The organism is Mesorhizobium sp. U510, from assembly GCF_059180695.1.
Window position 1 is genome coordinate 6,835,997 of sequence record NZ_CP180532.1, and the last position, 18,271, is coordinate 6,854,267.

General features: G+C 63.7%; 21 protein-coding genes. 11 read left to right on the forward strand and 10 right to left on the reverse strand.

What is annotated here, in order from left to right; translation table 11 throughout:
* Positions 1-69: 69 nt before the first annotated feature.
* Positions 70-1,011: a nucleoside hydrolase gene (locus ACLGL5_RS35165; protein WP_069093140.1), complete on the reverse strand. Its 942-nt coding sequence runs from the start codon at positions 1,009-1,011 to the stop codon at positions 70-72.
* 256 nt (positions 1,012-1,267) lie between these two features.
* Here ACLGL5_RS35165 and ACLGL5_RS35170 point away from each other — a divergent pair, with 256 nt between their 5' ends.
* Both ACLGL5_RS35170 and ACLGL5_RS35175 read left to right on the forward strand, forming a co-directional pair.
* A complete protein-coding gene (locus ACLGL5_RS35170) occupies positions 1,268-1,693 on the forward strand; it encodes an Hsp20 family protein (RefSeq protein ID WP_013893014.1) in 426 nt (141 codons plus the stop codon).
* A gap of 64 nt (positions 1,694-1,757) precedes the next feature.
* Positions 1,758-2,015 carry a BQ00720 family protein gene (locus ACLGL5_RS35175; RefSeq protein ID WP_032920755.1) on the forward strand — a complete coding sequence of 86 codons (258 nt, stop codon included), beginning with the start codon at positions 1,758-1,760 and terminating at the stop codon, positions 2,013-2,015.
* 71 nt (positions 2,016-2,086) lie between these two features.
* Here ACLGL5_RS35175 and ptsN read toward each other — a convergent pair whose 3' ends face one another.
* The 6 genes from ptsN to lptC all read right to left on the reverse strand — a co-directional run bounded on the left by ptsN (position 2,087) and on the right by lptC (position 7,355).
* The gene (gene ptsN, locus ACLGL5_RS35180) at positions 2,087-2,551 is read right to left on the reverse strand and encodes a PTS IIA-like nitrogen regulatory protein PtsN (RefSeq protein WP_019861194.1); all 465 of its coding nucleotides are present in this window, start codon (positions 2,549-2,551) and stop codon (positions 2,087-2,089) included.
* A gap of 59 nt (positions 2,552-2,610) precedes the next feature.
* Positions 2,611-3,195 carry a ribosome hibernation-promoting factor, HPF/YfiA family gene (gene hpf, locus ACLGL5_RS35185; protein WP_019861195.1) on the reverse strand — a complete coding sequence of 195 codons (585 nt, stop codon included), beginning with the start codon at positions 3,193-3,195 and terminating at the stop codon, positions 2,611-2,613.
* 266 nt (positions 3,196-3,461) lie between these two features.
* Positions 3,462-4,988, reverse strand: coding sequence for an RNA polymerase factor sigma-54 (gene rpoN, locus ACLGL5_RS35190; RefSeq protein ID WP_069093141.1), 1,527 nt, complete (start codon positions 4,986-4,988; stop codon positions 3,462-3,464).
* A 252-nt stretch (positions 4,989-5,240) separates the two neighbouring features.
* Positions 5,241-6,059, reverse strand: coding sequence for an LPS export ABC transporter ATP-binding protein (gene lptB / locus ACLGL5_RS35195; RefSeq protein ID WP_019861197.1), 819 nt, complete (start codon positions 6,057-6,059; stop codon positions 5,241-5,243).
* Positions 6,059-6,655, reverse strand: coding sequence for an LptA/OstA family protein (locus tag ACLGL5_RS35200; protein WP_019861198.1), 597 nt, complete (start codon positions 6,653-6,655; stop codon positions 6,059-6,061). The genes lptB and ACLGL5_RS35200 overlap by 1 nt, the downstream gene beginning before the upstream one ends.
* Entirely contained in the window at positions 6,642-7,355 is a 714-nt protein-coding gene (lptC, locus tag ACLGL5_RS35205; protein WP_019861199.1) for an LPS export ABC transporter periplasmic protein LptC, read from the reverse strand. Before lptC ends, ACLGL5_RS35200 begins: the two co-directional genes overlap by 14 nt.
* A 358-nt stretch (positions 7,356-7,713) precedes the next feature.
* Between lptC and sppA the strand changes: the two genes are divergently transcribed.
* The 4 genes from sppA (at position 7,714) to lhpI (ending at position 10,431) form a co-directional block, all read left to right on the forward strand.
* Positions 7,714-8,670 (forward strand): signal peptide peptidase SppA, encoded by a 957-nt coding sequence (gene sppA, locus ACLGL5_RS35210; protein ID WP_038653367.1) that lies wholly within the window; start codon positions 7,714-7,716, stop codon positions 8,668-8,670.
* 80 nt (positions 8,671-8,750) lie between these two features.
* On the forward strand, positions 8,751-9,035 hold the full coding sequence (locus ACLGL5_RS35215) for an integration host factor subunit beta (RefSeq protein WP_006200394.1): 285 nt from the start codon (positions 8,751-8,753) through the stop codon (positions 9,033-9,035).
* A gap of 36 nt (positions 9,036-9,071) precedes the next feature.
* On the forward strand, positions 9,072-9,428 hold the full coding sequence (locus tag ACLGL5_RS35220) for a DUF1049 domain-containing protein (protein WP_019861201.1): 357 nt from the start codon (positions 9,072-9,074) through the stop codon (positions 9,426-9,428).
* Between the two features lie 37 nt (positions 9,429-9,465).
* Positions 9,466-10,431 carry a bifunctional Delta(1)-pyrroline-2-carboxylate/Delta(1)-piperideine-2-carboxylate reductase gene (gene lhpI, locus ACLGL5_RS35225; RefSeq protein ID WP_069093142.1) on the forward strand — a complete coding sequence of 322 codons (966 nt, stop codon included), beginning with the start codon at positions 9,466-9,468 and terminating at the stop codon, positions 10,429-10,431.
* Here the strand turns inward: lhpI and ACLGL5_RS35230 are convergent.
* The 3 genes from ACLGL5_RS35230 to ACLGL5_RS35240 form a co-directional block, all read right to left on the reverse strand.
* Positions 10,428-10,865, reverse strand: a complete 438-nt coding sequence (locus tag ACLGL5_RS35230; RefSeq protein ID WP_069093143.1) for an EVE domain-containing protein — start codon at positions 10,863-10,865, stop codon at positions 10,428-10,430. The genes lhpI and ACLGL5_RS35230 overlap by 4 nt on opposite strands.
* Positions 10,862-11,257: a VOC family protein gene (locus ACLGL5_RS35235; RefSeq protein WP_032921384.1), complete on the reverse strand. Its 396-nt coding sequence runs from the start codon at positions 11,255-11,257 to the stop codon at positions 10,862-10,864. Before ACLGL5_RS35235 ends, ACLGL5_RS35230 begins: the two co-directional genes overlap by 4 nt.
* A gap of 77 nt (positions 11,258-11,334) precedes the next feature.
* On the reverse strand, positions 11,335-12,024 hold the full coding sequence (locus ACLGL5_RS35240) for a helix-turn-helix transcriptional regulator (RefSeq protein ID WP_038649691.1): 690 nt from the start codon (positions 12,022-12,024) through the stop codon (positions 11,335-11,337).
* A gap of 135 nt (positions 12,025-12,159) precedes the next feature.
* Here ACLGL5_RS35240 and ACLGL5_RS35245 point away from each other — a divergent pair, with 135 nt between their 5' ends.
* The 5 genes from ACLGL5_RS35245 to ACLGL5_RS35265 all read left to right on the forward strand — a co-directional run bounded on the left by ACLGL5_RS35245 (position 12,160) and on the right by ACLGL5_RS35265 (position 18,080).
* Positions 12,160-13,239, forward strand: a complete 1,080-nt coding sequence (locus tag ACLGL5_RS35245) for an RsmD family RNA methyltransferase (RefSeq protein ID WP_069093144.1) — start codon at positions 12,160-12,162, stop codon at positions 13,237-13,239.
* Positions 13,240-14,097, forward strand: coding sequence for a TrmH family RNA methyltransferase (locus tag ACLGL5_RS35250; protein WP_038649697.1), 858 nt, complete (start codon positions 13,240-13,242; stop codon positions 14,095-14,097).
* A gap of 13 nt (positions 14,098-14,110) precedes the next feature.
* Entirely contained in the window at positions 14,111-14,602 is a 492-nt protein-coding gene (gene lspA / locus ACLGL5_RS35255) for a signal peptidase II (protein WP_038649700.1), read from the forward strand.
* A 57-nt stretch (positions 14,603-14,659) separates the two neighbouring features.
* Positions 14,660-15,649 (forward strand): acrylyl-CoA reductase (NADPH), encoded by a 990-nt coding sequence (gene acuI, locus ACLGL5_RS35260; RefSeq protein ID WP_069093145.1) that lies wholly within the window; start codon positions 14,660-14,662, stop codon positions 15,647-15,649.
* Positions 15,650-15,791: 142 nt separating this feature from the next.
* Positions 15,792-18,080 (forward strand): ATP-binding protein, encoded by a 2,289-nt coding sequence (locus ACLGL5_RS35265; RefSeq protein ID WP_019861209.1) that lies wholly within the window; start codon positions 15,792-15,794, stop codon positions 18,078-18,080.
* Positions 18,081-18,271 lie beyond the last annotated feature (191 nt).

Sequence of the window (18,271 nt, forward strand, 5' to 3'; positions counted from 1 at the left end):
CAACGTCTGCGCCGCCCCTGACCCCCCTGCCGGGACCTTCTCCCCGTGAACGGGGAGAAGGGAGCTTTTTTAAAGCCGCCCCAGCCGCTCGACCAGCAGCGCGAAGAAGCCGTCATGGTCTATGTCGCGCATCACCATGGCGTTCTTTTCCCGCTTGGTGACGCCCCACCAGTCGATCACCGTCATGCCCATGGTCAGTTCCGAGGCGGTCTCCACGCTGACGTTACAGTTGCGGCCCTTGAACAGCTCCGGCTTCAAAAGATAGGCGATGACACACGGGTCGTGCAGCGGGCCGCCGTCGGTGCCGTATTTGCCCTCGTCATAGCGCTCGAAGAATTCCAGCATCTCGGCGGTCGCGATGCCGACCTTGGTGCCGAGCGCGCGGAAAGCCTGCGTGCGCTTGGTGGTGGTCAGCGCCTTATGGGTGACGTCGAGCGGCATCATCACGATCGGGATGCCGGACTTGAACACCAGATCGGCGGCCTGCGGATCGACATAGATGTTGAATTCGGCCGCGGGCGTGACGTTGCCGCCCTCGAAGAAGCCGCCGCCCATCAGCACGATTTCCTTGATGCGCGGCGCGATCCGCGGTTCGCGGATCAGCGCCAGCGCGATGTTGGTCAACGGCCCGAGCGGGCAGAGCGTGATGGTGCCGCTCTCTTCCTTCATCAGCGTCTCGACGATGAAATCGACGGCATACTGCTCCTGCAATTTCATCGTCGGCTCGGGCAGTTGTGGCCCGTTGAGGCCGGTCTTGCCATGCACTTCCTCGGCGGTGACCAGTGTGCGCGCCAGGGGACGGATGGCGCCGGCATAGACCTTGACCTCCGGGCGGCCGGCCAGTTCGCAGATCTTGCGGGCATTTTTCTCGGTAAGCTTCAGCGGCACGTTGCCGGCAACGGCGGTGATGCCGACAATCTCCAGTTCGCTGCTGCCGAGCGCCAAGAGAATGGCGACGGCATCGTCCTGGCCGGGATCGGTGTCGATGATGATCTTGCAGGGTTGGGGCATTTCAATTCCTTGTTTGGGGGGCCGTGAGCTCACCGGATCGATCGCACGCCTGAAGGACGACCGCAGCGCTTCTCTTTGCATCCGCGCGTCGTTTCAAGCGCCATGTCGATTATTCCTGTGAGTCCAAGGCTTGGTCTTTTTGGGCGGGTCTTGTGATGGCTTGAACTTGGTCGCGGGGCGGACCATATCAAGGCCATCGGGAAAAATGCCATCCGGGTTTTTCCAGTTTATGTCGCTCTTGAGAGGACAGTGTAACATGAGCCGAATGACGCCTTTCTCCAGCCCGCTTCTCCTTGGTTTCGACGCCATGGAAAAGACCTTGGAGCGTCTGGCGAAGTCCGGTGACAGCTACCCTCCCTACAACATCGAGCGCCTCAGCGGTGCCGACGGCAAGGCCGAAAGGCTGCGCATAACGCTCGCCGTCGCCGGTTTCGCCGAAAGCGATCTCGATGTGACAACGGAGGAAAACCAGCTGGTCGTGCGCGGCCGTCAGACCGACGACACCGAGCGCGAATTCCTTCATCGCGGCATAGCCGCGCGCCAGTTCCAGCGCTGTTTCGTGCTGGCCGACGGCATGCGCGTGATCGCGGCGGAGCTGAAGAACGGCCTTTTGTCGATCGACCTCGATCGGCCGGAATCCGAACGGCTGGTACGGAAAATAAATATATCGGTGAAAGACTGATCTTCACCGATGGCTCTCATGCGGGATGGCCTTGAGCGGCGTCCTCGCGCCAAGGAGGCTTGAAATGACCAGAACTGACGAGAATATCACCATGACCAGCGGTGAATTCGCCCATCTCGGCGAAGGCTCGGTCGCTTATCTGCGCAAGGTCTCGAGCGATGAATTGCTCGGCCGCTTCCCCAACATCGGCGAAATTGCGCCCGGCCTGGAACTATGGGCGCTGTTTGCCGCCAATGGCCAGCCGATCCTGCTTTCCGACGCGCGTGACCGCGCACTGGCCGGCGCCATGGAAAACGACCTGACCACCGTCGCCATCCACTAAGAGCGACCGGTTGGCGGAAACGAAAAGGGCCGCTCGCGGCGGCCCTTGGCAGCCTTTTTCAAAATCCAGATTCAGGCGGCGTGCGAGGCCTGCGTGTCCGACAACAGCGCGTGGATCGCCGCGGCATCGCGCGTCCCCCTGATCTTGGCCACCGTGTCGGCGTCGCGCAGCACGCGTGCGATGCGCGACAAGGCCTTCAGATGATCGGCGCCCGCCCCTTCCGGCGCCAGCAGCAGAAACACCAGATCGACAGGCTGGTCGTCCAGCGACTCAAAATCGACCGGCGTTTCCAGCCGGGCGAAAACACCGGCGATGCGCTTCACGCCGGCGAGCTTGCCGTGCGGAATGGCGATGCCATTGCCGACGCCCGTCGAGCCCAGCCGCTCACGCTGCAGGATGGTGTCGAACACTTCCCTCTCCGGAATACCCGAAATCGCCGCCGCCCGTTCGGAAAGCAATTGCAGAAGCTGCTTCTTGGAGTTCGCCTTCAACGCCGGCAAAATCGCCGGAACGCTGATAAGATCGCTCAGATCCATGCTTGAAAATCCCTTGTTCGCCTGCCGTGGCCAGTCCCCACCCCTCGTGCGGCTGGCTTTTATCCCTGTGCGACCTTGGTCGTGGACGGGTCGATCCAGCCAATGTTTCCGTCGGGCCGGCGATAGACGATATTGAGATGATCGGTTCCGGCGTTGCGGAAAACGAACACCGGACTGTCCTTGGTATCGAGCTCGATGACCGCGGAGGCCACAGACATGGTCTTCAGCGTCATGGTTGATTCGGCGACGATGGCCGGCGCGAAATCCTCCGGGATCTCCTCGTCGTCATCGGCGAGCGGCGCCATCACCGTATAGGCGATGTCGGTCAGTTCGCCATTGGCGTTGCCCGAATTGTGCGATTTGAGACGGCGCTTGTAGCGCCGAAGCCGGGTCTCCAGCCGATCGGCCGCGGCCTCGAAGGCCAGCGTCGGATCCTGGGCATCGCCCGTGGCCTGCAGCGAGGCGCCGGAATCCAGCCGGATCATGCAATCCGCCGAATAGCGCGAGCCCGATTTGATGACGGTGACGTGCCCCGCAAAGCCGCGATCGAAATATTTGCCGATCGCTTCGCCGACACGATCGTTGATGCGTGTGCGGAACGCATCGCCGATATCCATGTGTTTTCCCGATATGCGCAGATTCATCTGAAAACTGACCTTCCTTGCTCAGGCTTCAAACTGGCCCGAGTTTATACTCGTGATCCGTGCGCACAAGCTTTGCGGCGTCACTCGCGCCGATTTAAATCCGAACTTTCCGGTTGATCACAAGCCGCCTTTTTGACCGTCCCGAGGCCATTGTCGTGACGGACCATCCGCTAGCGGGCATCGGGCCCGTCTCATGCGGGCGGGCTTCTAGCCACTTCCCCGCGGCTTGTCAATGAAGCTCGAAAGCTGTGGAAAATCGTAGGCGCCTAACGCCCGGCGCTCGCGAGCGCCCGCTTCTCGCGCCGGCGCTGCACCGACGACGGAATATTCATGCCTTCCCGATACTTGGCGACCGTGCGCCGGGCAATATCGACGCCGCTCTCCTTGAGCATGTCGACGATCGCGTCATCCGAAAGGACATCGACGGGTTTCTCCTCGTCGATCATCTGCTTGATGCGGTCACGCACCGCTTCCGAGGAATGCGCGTCGCCGCCACCCGATGCGGCGATCGAGGCGGTGAAGAAATAGCGCAGTTCGAACACGCCACGCGGGGTCAGCATGTATTTGTTGGCGGTGACGCGGCTGACGGTCGATTCGTGCATGCCGATGGCGTCGGCCACCGTGCGCAAATTGAGCGGTTTCAGCTGGCGCACGCCGTGGACCAGGAACGCATCCTGCTGGCGCACGATTTCCGAGGCCACTTTGAGGATCGTCTTTGCCCGCTGGTCGAGGCTGCGCGTCAGCCAGTTGGCGTTCTGCAGGCATTCGGCCAGGAAATCCTTTTCCGCCTGGTTCTTCGCATGCGGCGACACCTGGGCGAAATAGATATGGTCGACCAGCACGCGCGGCAGCGTTTCGGCGTTGAGTTCGACGGTCCAGCTGCCGTCATTGGCGGCGCGCACCTCGACATCGGCGACGATGGCGTCGCTGGCGCCACCCGAAAACGCCATGCCCGGGCGCGGATCGAGTGCCCGGATTTCGGCCAGCATGTCGAGCAGATCCTCCTCGTCGACGCCGCAGATCCGCTTCAGCGTCTGGAAATCACGCCGCGCCAAAAGCTCGAGATTGGCGACCAGGGCCTTCATCGCCGGGTCGAGACGGTCGCGCGCCGCAAGCTGTAGCGAAACACATTCGGCAAGGTCGCGGGCGAACAGGCCGGTCGGTTCGAAAGTCTGGCACACCGCCAGCACCTTGGCCACGCTCGCTGCATCGGTGCCCAGACGCATGGCGATCTCCTCGAGATCGGCCCTGACATAGCCAGTCTCGTCGAGGCCATCGGCGAGTTCGCCTGCGATCAGCCGCGCCGCGGGATCGACGAAGGCGAGGGCGATCTGCTCGCCGACATGGTCGCGCAAGGTGATGGCGCTCGCCGCCATATCGCCGGCGTCGAGCCCCTCGGACGAAGAGCCGCCGCCATTGCCGGAAGCCGATTTCCATTGCGCCGTCAGGTCGGGTCCGAGCCGCTCGCTGGTGCCGGGATCGTCAGGAAACAGGTTCTCCAGCGACGTATCGAGTTTTTCCGAGATCGCCTCGGCGCTCCACCCAGCCTCGTTCTCGAACCAGTCGCCCTCGGCGGCCGCTTGCGGCTCGGCCTCGATCTTCTGCATCTGGTCGCTCGCGGCGTCATCCTGCGGCTCGGCGCGCTCCAGAAGCGGGTTGCGCTCGATCTCCTCGTCGATGAAGTGCTCAAGCTCGACATGGGTGAACTGCAGCAGCCGAATCGACTGCATCAGCTGCGGCGTCATCACCAGCGACTGGGACTGTCTGAGCTGTAGTTTCGCCGCCAACGCCATGGTTCGGTTTCAAACGCCTCCTCTACGCGTCCGCGCCTCCCGAAATGAATTCGGCAGCCGGCCATAGAAACTGGCCCGGCTTTTGCCTGTCAAGGCAAAGCCTAGCAAAAGCCGCTTACCGGAGCGTTATCTCGGAGCAAAATCGCGAAAAATCAGCCCGCGGCACGCAAAAAATCGTGTCAGGAAACAAATTTCACGCCTAAGGCAAATTTCCGGAAACGATGGTCCGCCCGGAATTGCATGAGCAAAAGGTCAGAGCGTAAAGCCCTCGCCGAGGTAAAGCCGCCGCACATCCGGGTTCGCCACCACCTCGTCGGCACGGCCATGGGTCAGCACCTGGCCGGCATGGATGATGTAGGCACGGTCGATCAACCCGAGCGTCTCGCGCACATTGTGGTCGGTGATGAGGACGCCGATGCCGCGCGCCGTCAAATGGCGCACCAGCTGCTGGATATCGGCGACGGCGATCGGATCGATGCCGGCAAAGGGCTCGTCGAGCAGCATGTAGGCCGGGCGTGTCGCCAGCGCGCGTGCGATTTCCAGGCGCCGCCGCTCGCCGCCGGAGAGCGACATGGATGGCGCCTTGCGCAGATGGCTGATGTGGAATTCCTCGAGCAGTTCGTCGAGATTGCGCTCGCGCACCTTGCGGTCCTTTTCGACCACTTCGAGCACCGCGCGGATATTCTGCTCGACGTTGAGGCCTCGGAAGATCGACGCCTCCTGCGGCAGATAGCCGATGCCGAGGCGGGCGCGACGATACATCGGCATCGAGGTGACGTCGAAGCCGTCGATCTCGATCGTGCCTTCATCCACCGGCACGAGGCCGGTGACCATGTAGAAACAGGTCGTCTTGCCCGCGCCGTTGGGGCCGAGCAGCCCGACGGCCTCGCCGGCGCGCACGCCGAGCGTGACCCCGCTGACCACCTTGCGGCCCTTGTAGCTCTTGGTCAGGCCCTTGGCGATCAAGGTTCCCTTGAACTTCGCCTTGTCGACGGTGATCGTGGCCGGAGCCGAAACCTTGGCTGCGGCGCGTCCCGGAAGACGCGCCGTCAGCGATGACAGGCTGGCCATCAGGGGTTCGTCGCTCCCGCCTTTGGCGCATCCGATTTCGGCGGCGTCATCGACATGATGACACGTCCCCCGCAACCGTCGACGTTGGCTAGGCCAGTCTTCATTTGCACGGTCAGCTTGCAGCCCTTGAGCACGTTGGGGCCTTGCGACAGCACCACTTCCTTGCCGGACAGGACCAGCACCTGCGTCTTCATGTCGAAGGTGCCATTGTCGCCCGTCGCAACCTGATCATCCGACTTGATGTAGACCTTGCTGCTGACTTCGAGGTGATCGATGTTGGCGGAGCCGGTCATTGCGGCACCCGCCGCTTCGGTGCCCTTGGCGGCCGCGTTGGGATCCTTGACATAATAGACCGTCATCTTGCCGGCCTTGAGCAGGGTTGGCCCCTGGACGACGGTGACGTTGCCGGTGAACACGGCGACGTTCTCGGCCTGCCGCACCTCCAGCTTGTCGCTTTCGATCTGGATTGGCTTGTCGCCGGACAATTTGAGCCCGGACTGGCTGCTGGCACCCGACTGCGCCAGCGACGGCACAAGGCCCAGCAGAAGCAGCGCCGAAGTTGCGGCCGCAAGCCGTGTCGAACTATTGTGCCACATTCGATTCTTCGCCCTTTGCCTCAGCCGCCTTCACGCTGGCGGGGTCGATGTTGACGCGCACCCTCTTCTCGAACACCAGGATCTTGCCATTGTCCTGGACCGACAGGGAATCCGCTGTGATCTGCGACCCGCCACTGCTGACGTCGACGGGGTCGTCCGTCTTCATAGTGCCTTTGCCCATGTCGAGGAAGACCGATTTGAACTTGGCTTGCATGCCGTCTGTCGTGGTGATCATGACGTCGCTGGTCATTTTCATCGTATTGCCGTCGCGATCGTAGATACCGTGCGAGGCTTTGATGGCAGCGACATTGTCCGGCCCGACCGGCACCTTGGCGTCTATGCCTTCGAGCTCGATGATGCCTTGCGTATTGACATCCTGGATCGCCCGCAGGGCTGTCATCGAATAGGGCTGCTTCTGCTTGGTGAAACCGTTGAGCTTGGGATTGGCCATCACCAGCTTGCCATTGGAAAAGGCCGCACCTTCCGACTGCACCGCGACCGAGACGGGGGCGGCCAGATAGGAATAGATCGGGAAGGCGACGGCGATCAGCGCCGCGGCCAGGGGCACGGCAAATTTGAGCACGCGCACGCGGCGCGAATGACGCTGGGCGCGGTCGAACGCGTCGCCCCGCGTCCAGCCATCCGCCGGGGGAGCCAACGCCGTCTCGGGGCTGGTCGATTCATTCGATCGCGCTAACATGACTGCTTTCTTCTAGACCCTGCCCGCCAAGGAACACCGCCTATAGGTGGGGGGCCGGCACTCTCAAGCAAGCACAAGCCCACGAAAACCGCAAAAATGTGACAACTGTAGTTGTACAAACGAAAACGAGGTCGGCACAACAGCCGGTACTTCATAGCAGAAATGGGCGCGCCTGCGCCTTTTTTCATCACCGCTGCTCCTCCCCTTTACCTCGCGCCCCTTGCACAGGCCAGTCACAAAAAGGACAGTGTTGGGGTCACCGCGGGCGGATTGCCGCGCCATAGGCAAGACGGAACTGCTTCCCGATGAAGACATCATGGTCTAAAAGCGTCTCTTCCCGCCGACTGTGAGGCTGACCATGGCATTGAGAGCCGACGACCTGATCGACCGCCGCCGTTTGCGGCGCAAGCTGACATTCTGGCGTGTTGCGGCCATTGGCATCGTCGCCCTCGGAGTGATCGCGCTGTCGGCCTGGTTCTATCGCGACGATCTCGGCGGCTCGGCTGTCGACCATATCGCCAAGGTCAGGATCGAAGGCACGATCACCGAGGACGAGGAACTGATCAAGCGTCTGGAAGACATCCGCAAGTCGTCGAAGGTGAAGGGCGTGATCCTGGCGATCGATTCACCCGGCGGCACCACCGTCGGCGGTGAATCGATCTACGAGGAAGTGCGCAAGGTGGCAGCCGACAAGCCGGTTGTGGCCGAAGTCGGCACGCTCGCCGCATCGGCGGGCTATATGATCGCAAGCGCGGCCGACCACATTGTCGCCCGCAAGACCTCGATCGTCGGTTCGATCGGCGTGCTGATCCAGTATCCCGACGTCAGCGGCCTGATGGACAAGCTCGGCATCAAGCTGGAGGAAGTGAAATCCTCGCCGCTCAAGGCTTCGCCCTCTCCTTTCAAGCCGACCAATGACGACGAGCGCGCCATGGTCCGCAAGCTCATCCTCGACAGCTACGACTGGTTTGTCGGCATCGTCGCCGAACGCCGCAAGATGACCCACGAACAGGCGCTTGCGCTTGCCGACGGATCGATCTTCACCGGCCGCCAGGGTGTCGCCAACGGGCTGATCGACGCCGTCGGCGGCGAAACCGAGGCGATCGACTGGCTGGCGACCAAGGGCGTTGACGCCAAGCTCAAGGTGGTCGAATGGAAGGACACGGAGCGGCGCGGCAGCTTCCTGTGGTCAAAAGCCATGGTGAAAACGCTCGGCAGCGCACTCGGCCTGCCGGACTACAGCAGTGATGTCATCCACGAACTTGGCGCCGACCGCTTGTTTCTTGACGGCCTCGTTTCTGTCTGGCACCCTTGAGCGCCGTTTGGAACAGCTGAAAAAGCCAATAAAATCATCCTCATAATTTTGACCGAACTGCTTTCACGGGGACCCGTCTGATGATCAAGTCCGAACTTGTGCAGATTATTGCCACGCGCAATCCGCATCTTTTCCTGCGCGACGTCGAAAACATCGTCGGCGCGATCTTCGACGAGATCACCGACGCTCTCGCTGAAGGCAACCGGGTCGAGTTGCGCGGATTCGGTGCCTTTTCGGTGAAAAACCGCCCCGCCCGCACCGGCCGCAACCCGCGCACAGGCGAATCCGTCGAGGTCGAGGAGAAGTGGGTGCCGTTCTTCAAGACCGGCAAGGAACTGCGCGAAAGGCTGAACGGCGGCAAGTAGGCGCGGCTACAGCGCCAGCTGCCGACGGAAAACACAATGCTCAATCGTTTCATGCTCATCGTGGTCTTCGTGCCCCTGGCGATCATCCTGATCGCGCTGGCCGTCGCCAACCGCGAACTCGTCGCCTTCACGCTGGACCCGTTCAATCCCGGCAATCCGAAGCTGACGCTCACCTTGCCGCTGTTCATTTTCCTGTTCCTGGCGCTTGCCATCGGCATGATCGTCGGCAGCCTGGCGACCTGGGTCAAGCAGGGCCGCTACCGCAAACTGGCGCGCCAGCGCGGCGTCGAGGCGGAAAACCTGCGCCAGGCGGTCAGCCGCGCGCCATCAGTGCCGCAAGGATCAACCCAGGGATCGGCCCAAGGATCGGCATTGCCAAAGCCGACCAATTAAGCCGTCCCCCGGTGCCTTTCGTTCCACGGAGCCTTTCATGCTGACCATTTCGGCCGCCGAGGTCGATCATGCACTGACCTTTCCTGGACTGGTCGAGACGTTGCGCACGGCATTCCGCGAGGGTGCGGTGCAGCCGGTCAGGCATCATCACGCGGTCGAACGACCCGATGGTGCGGCCTCGACCTTGCTGCTGATGCCGGCATGGACCGATTTCAACGCCGCCGGCACGTCTTCCGGTGGCCATATCGGCGTCAAGATCGTCACCGTCTCGCCCGACAACAACGCCATCGGCAAGCCCGCCGTAATGGGGCTCTATCTGCTGCTCGATGGCGCAACCGGCGAACCGGAAGCCCTGATCGACGGCCAGCGGCTGACGCAGTGGCGCACCGCCTGCGCCTCGGCACTGGCGGCGTCCTACCTTGCCCGCGATGACGCCTCGCGGCTGCTTGTGGTCGGCGCGGGCGCCCTGTCGCCGTTCCTGGCCAAGGCGCATTCGGCCGTGCGGCCGATCAAAACCATCCGCATCTGGAACCGCACCCCGGCAAACGCCGAAAAGGTCGCGGCCGATTTGCGCGCCGACGGCTTTGCGGCCAGTGCCGCGACCGACTTCGATGCCGAACTTGGCGAGGCCGATATCGTTTCCTCGGCGACGATCACCACCACGCCGCTGATCAAGGGCGCTCTGCTGCGGCCAGGCACCCATGTCGACCTGGTCGGCGGCTTCACCCCGACGATGCGTGAAAGTGATGACGACGCCATCGCCCGCGCCCGCGTCTATGTCGACACCCGCGCCGGCGCCACCAAGGAAGCCGGCGACATCGTCCAGCCGCTGGCCTCCGGCGTGCTGAAGCCGGGCGCGATCGTCGCCGATTTGCACGAACTGGCGCGCGGCCAGAGGAAGGGCCGCCAGAGCGCTGACGAGATCACGCTGTTCAAGTCGGTTGGCGCGGCACTCGAGGACCTCGCCGCCGGCATTGCCGTTTATAACGCGCTGAAGGCCTAGCTCACTGCTCCCTGCGTTTCGGCACCCATTGCCTCCGCGATCAGACGAAAATCGTGATCGGTGATTTCGAACAGGCCGAAGCGCATCTGATATCCCCAATTCGACTTGCCGGCGGTGAAGTCCAGCCGTTCGAGCAACGGCTTGATCGGCGCTTCTTCAGCCGTCGCCCATTCGACATCGCGCCGGAACGGCGTGAAGCCGCCGCCCATTTCGCCTTGATAGGGTTCGCCCTCCCGCACCGTGCCGATTGCCGTGAAAGCCTGCAGGCCGTCTTTTTCGCGCAAAATTGTGGTCGGCGAATAGTAGACGATGCCGTCGCCGGGTTTGACGCGACGCAGCGGCGCCGCCTTGCTGTGGTTGACTTGCATGAAACCGTCCTTGCGGCCGCGCCGGACATGTTCGGCCGACGCCACGGCGATCCAATAGGCGCTCATTTTTGTTCTCCATCGGCCTGTTGTCCGTCGGACAGCCAGTAGACGCGCAGGCGGTGGTTGTCGGGATCGAGCGCAACGAAAGTGCGGCCGAAATCCAGGTCGGTCGGCGTCTGCAGGATCTTCAAGCCGCGCCTTGACCAGTCGGCATGGGTAGCGTCGACCGCGTCCGGCGTCTCCAGCGCAAACACGATCTCGCCGCAGCCACCGGACGCAGCCGCCGCCGGCTCGACCGTATGGCGCGACCAGAGGCCGAGCTTGAAGCCGTTGTCGAGCACGAACAGCACGAAGGTCGGCGCGCTTTCGACCGGCTCGCGACCCAGCAGCGCGCTGTAGAAGGCGCCGCTCTTGAGCGGCTGGTCGACATAGAGGATGACGAAATTCGGGGTGGCCATATCTGTTCTCCAAGCTGTTTCAACGTTTCGACTTGGCTGATATAGAATAGGCTACTGTCAGATTTTGGCAGTAGCCTTCATGGGCCGCGTGGCTTGTCGAGCGTCGCCCGCCACTCCTTGAGCAGCGCCTGGCGGCGACGCGGATAGCGCGCATCGATGGCGTCGAGGCCGGATATGCGATCGGTGCGAAAATGCCGGAAATCCTGCCGCATCTCGCACCACGCCACCACCACCCGCACCTTGTCGAAGAAGCCGAGCGCGAACGGCCAGACCACACGTTGCGAAGCAGCACCCCCGGCATCGCGATAAAGAAAGCCGAGTTTGCGCTCGTTGCGGATGGCTTGCCGCACGACGCCGAGGTCTATGCCTTCAATCGCCGTCATCGGCGGCCCGACCAACAGGGTCGAGGCATCGAGATCCTCGCGCAGATCGTCCGGCAGCACGGCCGCGATCTTGGCAAGCGCATTGGCGGCAGCGGCTGAGAGACGCTGGTCCGGCTGCTTGGCAACCCAGCGCGAACCGAGCACAATGGCTTCGATCTCCTCGTCGGTGAACATCAGCGGCGGCAGCATGAAGCCGGGTTTTAGCACATAGCCCAACCCTGCCTCGCCGTCGATCGGCGCGCCCTGCCCCTGCAGCGTGGCAATGTCGCGGTAGAGCGTGCGGATCGAAACCCCGAGCTCATCGGCCAGCACCTGCCCGCTCACCGGCCGGCGGTGCCGGCGCAGGCACTGTATGAGGTCGAGCAGGCGTTCGGAGCGGGACATGCGGCAGATTTGCCTGTTTCTTTGACATTGGTCCATCGCTGGCCGACATGAACAGCAGCGGTGGCTGTGGCAGACTTGGTTGCACCGCCGCTGTCCTCATGCCAAAAGCGGCACGCCGCTCGGAGATGCTCCCGCTTGAAGTCTTTTCGCGACAAACGCCGCGACAACCGCCCGACCGCGAAAAGCGGAACCGGAGAGGTGCGTCCGCACGAGACGCGTGGGCGGCCGGACGCCAGGCCGCGCGAACCGCGTGACGCGAAACCGGACAGCCAGTCCGCACCGAATTCAGCCCCGCGCATCCTTGCCCGCCGTGACGGCGCCCTGCCCGCCGAGCAGCTTCCGCTGATTCTCGAAGTGGCGCCGAATGCCGATTATGCGCTGCTCGACAGCGGCGCCGGCCAGAAACTCGAACAATACGGCCCCTATCGCATCGTGCGGCCCGAGGGCCAGGCGATCTGGCAGAAGGCCTTGCCGGCGAGGGACTGGGAGCGTGCCGACGCCATCTTCACCGGCGACACCGACGAAGAGGGCATCGGCCGCTGGCGTTTCCCGAAGATGCCGCTCGGCGAGACCTGGCCGATGAAGCATGACGGCATCGATTATCTCGGCCGTTTCACCTCGTTTCGCCATGTCGGCGTCTTTCCCGAGCAGGCCTCGCACTGGGACCACATGGCCGGGCTGATCGCAGCCGCCAAACGGCCGGTCAAAGTATTGAATCTGTTCGGCTATACCGGTCTCGCCTCGCTGGTGGCGGCCCGCGCCGGCGCCGAGGTCACCCATGTCGACGCCTCGAAGAAGGCGATCGGTTGGGCTCGCGAGAACCAGGAGATGGCCGGGCTGGGCAGCAAGCCGATCCGCTGGATCGTCGACGATGCGGTGAAATTCGCCGAGCGCGAGGAACGCCGCGGCAGCCGCTACGACATCATCCTGTTCGACCCGCCGGCCTATGGCCGCGGCCCCAAGGGCGAGGTCTGGCAATTGTTCGAGGATTTGCCTGCCCTGACCGATCTCTGCCGCGCGATCCTGACGCCGAAGCCGCTTGCCGTGGTGTTGACCGCCTATTCGATCCGCGCCTCCTTCTTCGCCATCCACGCGTTGATGCGCGACACCTTCGCCGGCATGGGCGGCAGGGTTGAATCGGGTGAGCTGATCATCCGCGAAAAGTCCGCCGGCAGGGCGCTTTCGACCTCATTGTTTTCGCGTTGGGTGGCCTGAATGAACGAACGGCATGTGGGCGCACCCGGCCAGGTGAAGGAAGTCACCAGCCTCGCCAATCCGCTGATCAAGGACATCAAGGCACTCGCTCTGAAGAAATTCCGCGACCAGCAGAACGCCTTCATGGCGGAGGGGCTGAAGCTGGTCATCGATGCGCTCGACCTGGGCTGGCAGATCAGGACGCTTGTGTTCGCCAAGGCCGGGCGCGGCAACCCTGCGGTGGAAAAGGTCGCGGCGCGCACGGTTGCCGCCGGCGGCACGGTGCTCGAAGTGTCGGAAAAGGTGCTTGTCGCCATCACCCGCCGCGACAATCCGCAAATGGTGGTCGGCGTTTTTTCGCAGAGATTCCTCGCCCTGAAGGACATCCGCGCCGACAATGGCGATGTCTGGGTGGCGCTCGATCGGGTGCGCGATCCCGGCAATCTCGGCACCGTCATCCGCACCGTCGATGCCGTCGGCGCCAAGGGTGTCATCCTGGTCGGCGACACCACGGATCCATTTTCCGTGGAGACGGTGCGCGCCACCATGGGTTCGATCTTCGCTGTTCCGGTGGCGAAGGCAACGACCGAGGCCTTCCTTGCCTGGCGCGGCGGCTTTTCGGGCCTTGTCGCCGGCACGCATCTGAAAGGTGCGGTCGACTATCGCTCGGTCGATTTTTCCCGTGGGCCCGTGCTGCTGATGATGGGCAATGAGCAACAGGGACTGCCCGAAAGCCTCGCGGCGAGTTGCGACCGTCTGCTCAGGATCCCGCAAGCGGGCCGCGCCGATTCGCTCAATCTCGCCGTCGCCACCGGCATCATGCTGTTCGAGATCCGGCGCGGCGCGCTGAAGCTCGAACCAATCGCCGACCAGCAATGAAGGTTGCCCGCCCGTGAGATCATGGTCCCCCTACGCGCTGCTCGTCGTCGCGGCCATCGCGCTCGATCAGTGGATCAAGCATCTGGTCGAGACCGGCCTGCCATTCCAGGAAAAGCTCGATCTGGTGCCGTTCCTGGCGCTGTTTCGCACCTACAACACCGGCATCGCCTTCTCGATGTTCTCCTCCTTCGGCGATACCGGCCTGGTGGTCATCGCCGTCCTGGTCGTGGCTTTCGTGCTCTACCTCGCCACCCGCACGCCATCGGGCCATGTCGTCGCCCGCACCGGATTTGCCCTGATCATCGGCGGCGCGCTGGGCAATCTGATCGATCGCGCCGTCTACGGCCACGTCATCGACTACATCCTGTTCCACACGCCGGTCTGGTCCTTTGCCGTCTTCAACCTCGCCGACGCCTTCATTTCCGTGGGCGCGGCACTGGTCGTCTTCGACGAACTCATCGGCTGGCGTCGCGAGCCTTCGAACGCCAAGCCTTCCAAAGATTGACCCGACGCGGCCGTCGCCGCACAGTCCAGGACACCAAGCAAGCGCGCGGAGAAAAAGATGTCCGAAACCTTCAAAGCCATCCTCGTCTCGCGCGACGCCGACAAGAAACAGTCGGTCGCCGTGACGGACCTCACCGAAGCCGACCTGATGGAGGGCGACGTCACCGTCGCGGTCGAGGCGACGACGGTGAACTACAAGGATGGGCTGGCCATTACCGGCAAGGCGCCGGTGATCCGCCGCTGGCCGCTGGTTCCGGGCATCGACTTCGCCGGCACCGTCATCTCGTCCTCCAATCCCGACTGGCGCAAGGGAGACAAGGTCATCCTGAATGGCTGGGGTGTCGGTGAAACGCATTTCGGCGCCTATGCCGGGCGCGCCCGCGTCAAGGGCGATTGGCTGGTGCCGCTGCCGGAAGGCATCAGCGCCCATGACGCGATGGCGGTCGGCACCGCCGGCTATACCGCCATGCTCTGCGTCATGGCGCTGGAGCGGCACGGCATCCTGCCCGATCGCGGCCCGGTGGTGGTGACAGGTGCCGCCGGCGGCGTCGGTTCGGTCGCGGTCTCCATCCTGTCCAGCCTGGGTTACCACGTCATTGCGTCGACCGGACGCAATGCCGAAAGCCCCTATCTGATCGATCTCGGCGCCGCCGAGGTGATCTCGCGCGACGAACTCAGCCAGCCCGCCAAGCCGCTGGCCAAGGAACGCTGGGCCGGCGGCATCGATTCGGTCGGCAGCCACACGCTGGCCAATGTGCTGTCGATGACTTCCTATGGCGGAGCCGTCGCGGCTTGCGGCCTGGCCGGCGGCATGGACCTGCCGTCGAGCGTCGCCCCCTTCATCCTGCGCGGCGTCTCGCTGCTCGGCATCGATTCGGTGATGGCGCCGAAGGCCGTGCGCCTCGAGGCCTGGCGGCGCATCGGCGCCGATCTCGACCTGCAAAAGCTCGCCAGCCTGTCCACGACCATCGGCTTCGACAACATCATGGATGCCGCGCGCGACATCGTCGACGGCAAGATCCGCGGTCGCGTCGTCGTCGACATGTAAGCCCGCCTCGCGGGCTCCAGCCAGCGGACGGATCGCCCAATCCGGTGGCGAATCCGCTGCTGTCGGGACAAAAACGCCTATCCACTAAAATTCGAACGATCCGCCGCAATTTTCCATAATCTCTGTCTGGCAAGGGTTTCGCATGATCGCGGAATCCGACAGCCAACAGGCGAACAAGGGCGACGATGTCGATGCGGTTGCGGCGCCAGCGGCGGCGCGGCGGTTCATCGCCGCGCCGCCGCTGGTGCCCGAGCAGCAATTGGTCAGGCGGGAAGGCCTGCCGCTGCTCACCTTCGTTGCCATCCTGGTCCTGGCGGGCCTTGCGCATCTGACGGGGGCGCCGATCTTCATCAGCCTCGCCTTGCTGGCAACCGGCCTCGCCGGCCTGGCCATGCATTTCCATGCCAGACGCAGCGTCCACCGTACCGTGGTACTGCTGGACGAGACCACCGCCCGAAGCCGCGCCGAGATCGAGACGCTGGCCGACCGCATGTGGGAAATGCAGGAAAGCGAGGAGCGCTTTCGCGGTCTCATCGATGCGCTGGGCGACCTCGTCATCCATCGCGATCGCGACGGCCACATTGTCTATGCCAACAAGGTGTTCGCCGATCTGGTCGAAGCCGATCAGCGCGATCTTGCCGGCAAGACCCTGGCCGAACTTGGCATCGAGGTCGGCATCGTCCCCGATGCCGCCTTTTCCGACCATGAGTGCCTCAGTTCCACCGACGTCGCCATCCGCACGCCAAGCGGCCCGCGCTGGTTCTCCTGGATCGAACTGTCGGTGCGCGACAAGGACAGCGGCACGGCATCGCATCGCGCCATCGCCCGCGACATCACTGCCCGCAAGCGCGCCGAATCCTCGCTCATCACCGCGCGCGAGCGCGCCGAATACGCAAGCCAGGCCAAATCGCGCTTCCTCGCCACGGTCAGCCATGAAATCCGCACGCCGATGAACGGCATCATGGGCATGGCCAGGCTGCTCGCCGATACCAGCCTGTCGCCGGAACAGCAGACCTATGTCGGCGCCATCTCGACCTCGGCCAGCGCCCTGCTCGCCCTAATCGAGGACCTGCTCGACTATTCCAAGATCGAGGCCGGTCGCTTCGATCCGGAACCGCAGCCCATGTCGGTGCGCGAGATCGCCGACAACATTATCGAATTGCTCGCCGCGCGCGCCTTCGCGAAGGGTATTGGGCTCGGCTGCCACGTCGAACCGGATGTACCGCAATTGATCACAGCCGATCCAGGCCGGGTCAGGCAGGTGCTGCTCAATCTGATCGGCAACGCCATCAAGTTCACCGACGGCGGCGGCGTGCTGGTCAGCATCGCGCGCGCCCGCACCGAGACCAGCGACCGCATCTGCTTCACCATCACCGACACCGGTCCCGGCCTGCGCGAAGAGGACATGGAGCGTATCTTCGAGGAGTTCGAACAGGCCGACGGCACCTCGACACGCGCACATGGCGGAGCGGGGCTCGGACTTGCTATCTCCAAGCGGCTGGTGACTGCCATGGGCGGCACGATTTCGGTCTCCAGCCGGCTTGGCCAAGGGTCGGACTTCGTCTTCGAAATCCCGGCGACGGAGGCCACCGAGGCGCCTCAGGGCCGGCAGAACGTGCTTGCCGGCAGGCGCGCGGTGATCCTGTCCAGAAACGCCGTCGAGGCCGACGCCATCGCCCGCACCATCCGCGCCAATGGCGGCACGGCCGGTATCGCCACGACCGTGGCTCAGGCCGTGCCCCTGGCCGAGGGCTGCGACGTGCTTCTCGTCGACGCGGCCATGGAGGAGAGCGATGGGAGAGTGCTCAAGCGGTTGCGCCAAGGCGGCTTTTCCGATTGCGAAGCCATCACGCTGATCGCGCCGACCGACCGAGGCATGCTTGGCGAGTTCCGCGCCAGCGGCTACGCGACCTTCCTGGCCCGGCCGGTGCGCGGTGGAACACTTTTGCGTGTTCTTTTGACCAGCCATGCGCCGGCTCTTGCCCAGCCGCAGCCGGAAAAGCGCCGCACCCCGGCGCTGCGCGCTTCAAGCGACCGCCAGTTGGGCTTGTCCGTGCTGATCGCCGAGGACAACGACATCAATGCCATGCTGGCCCGCGCCACGCTGTTGAAGGCGGGACACCGCGTCAAGGTAGTCGGCAATGGCAAGGCCGCGGTCGAGGCCGTCACCAGCGCCGGACACAAGCACCGCTTCGACGTGGTGCTGATGGACCTGCATATGCCGGTCATGGACGGGCTGGACGCCATTGCCGCGATCCGCCGCCATGAGGAAGAGACATCGGCGCCGCCCGTGCCGATTATGGTGCTGTCGGCCGACAGCCAGGAAAAGACCCGCCATGCGGTGCTTGCCCACGGCGCCAGCGGCTTCGTCACCAAGCCGCTCGACCCGGATGCGCTTGTCAACGCCGTCGAGGGCCAGGTTGCTGCTTGATCTGCTTTTTTCCAGCCGCGGCTGATGCATGCCAACCCAAAGTGGCCCCGATTTCCCGAGGGCGACATGCATGAAAACAAGGGTTTGAGGCGCGGCGACTTGATCCGTGCACGCGAGACGCACCTCGCCTCTCCTCCCCTAACGTAGCCGGTTGACCGTTTTCGCCAGCCGACGAAGTATTGCCCGCGACG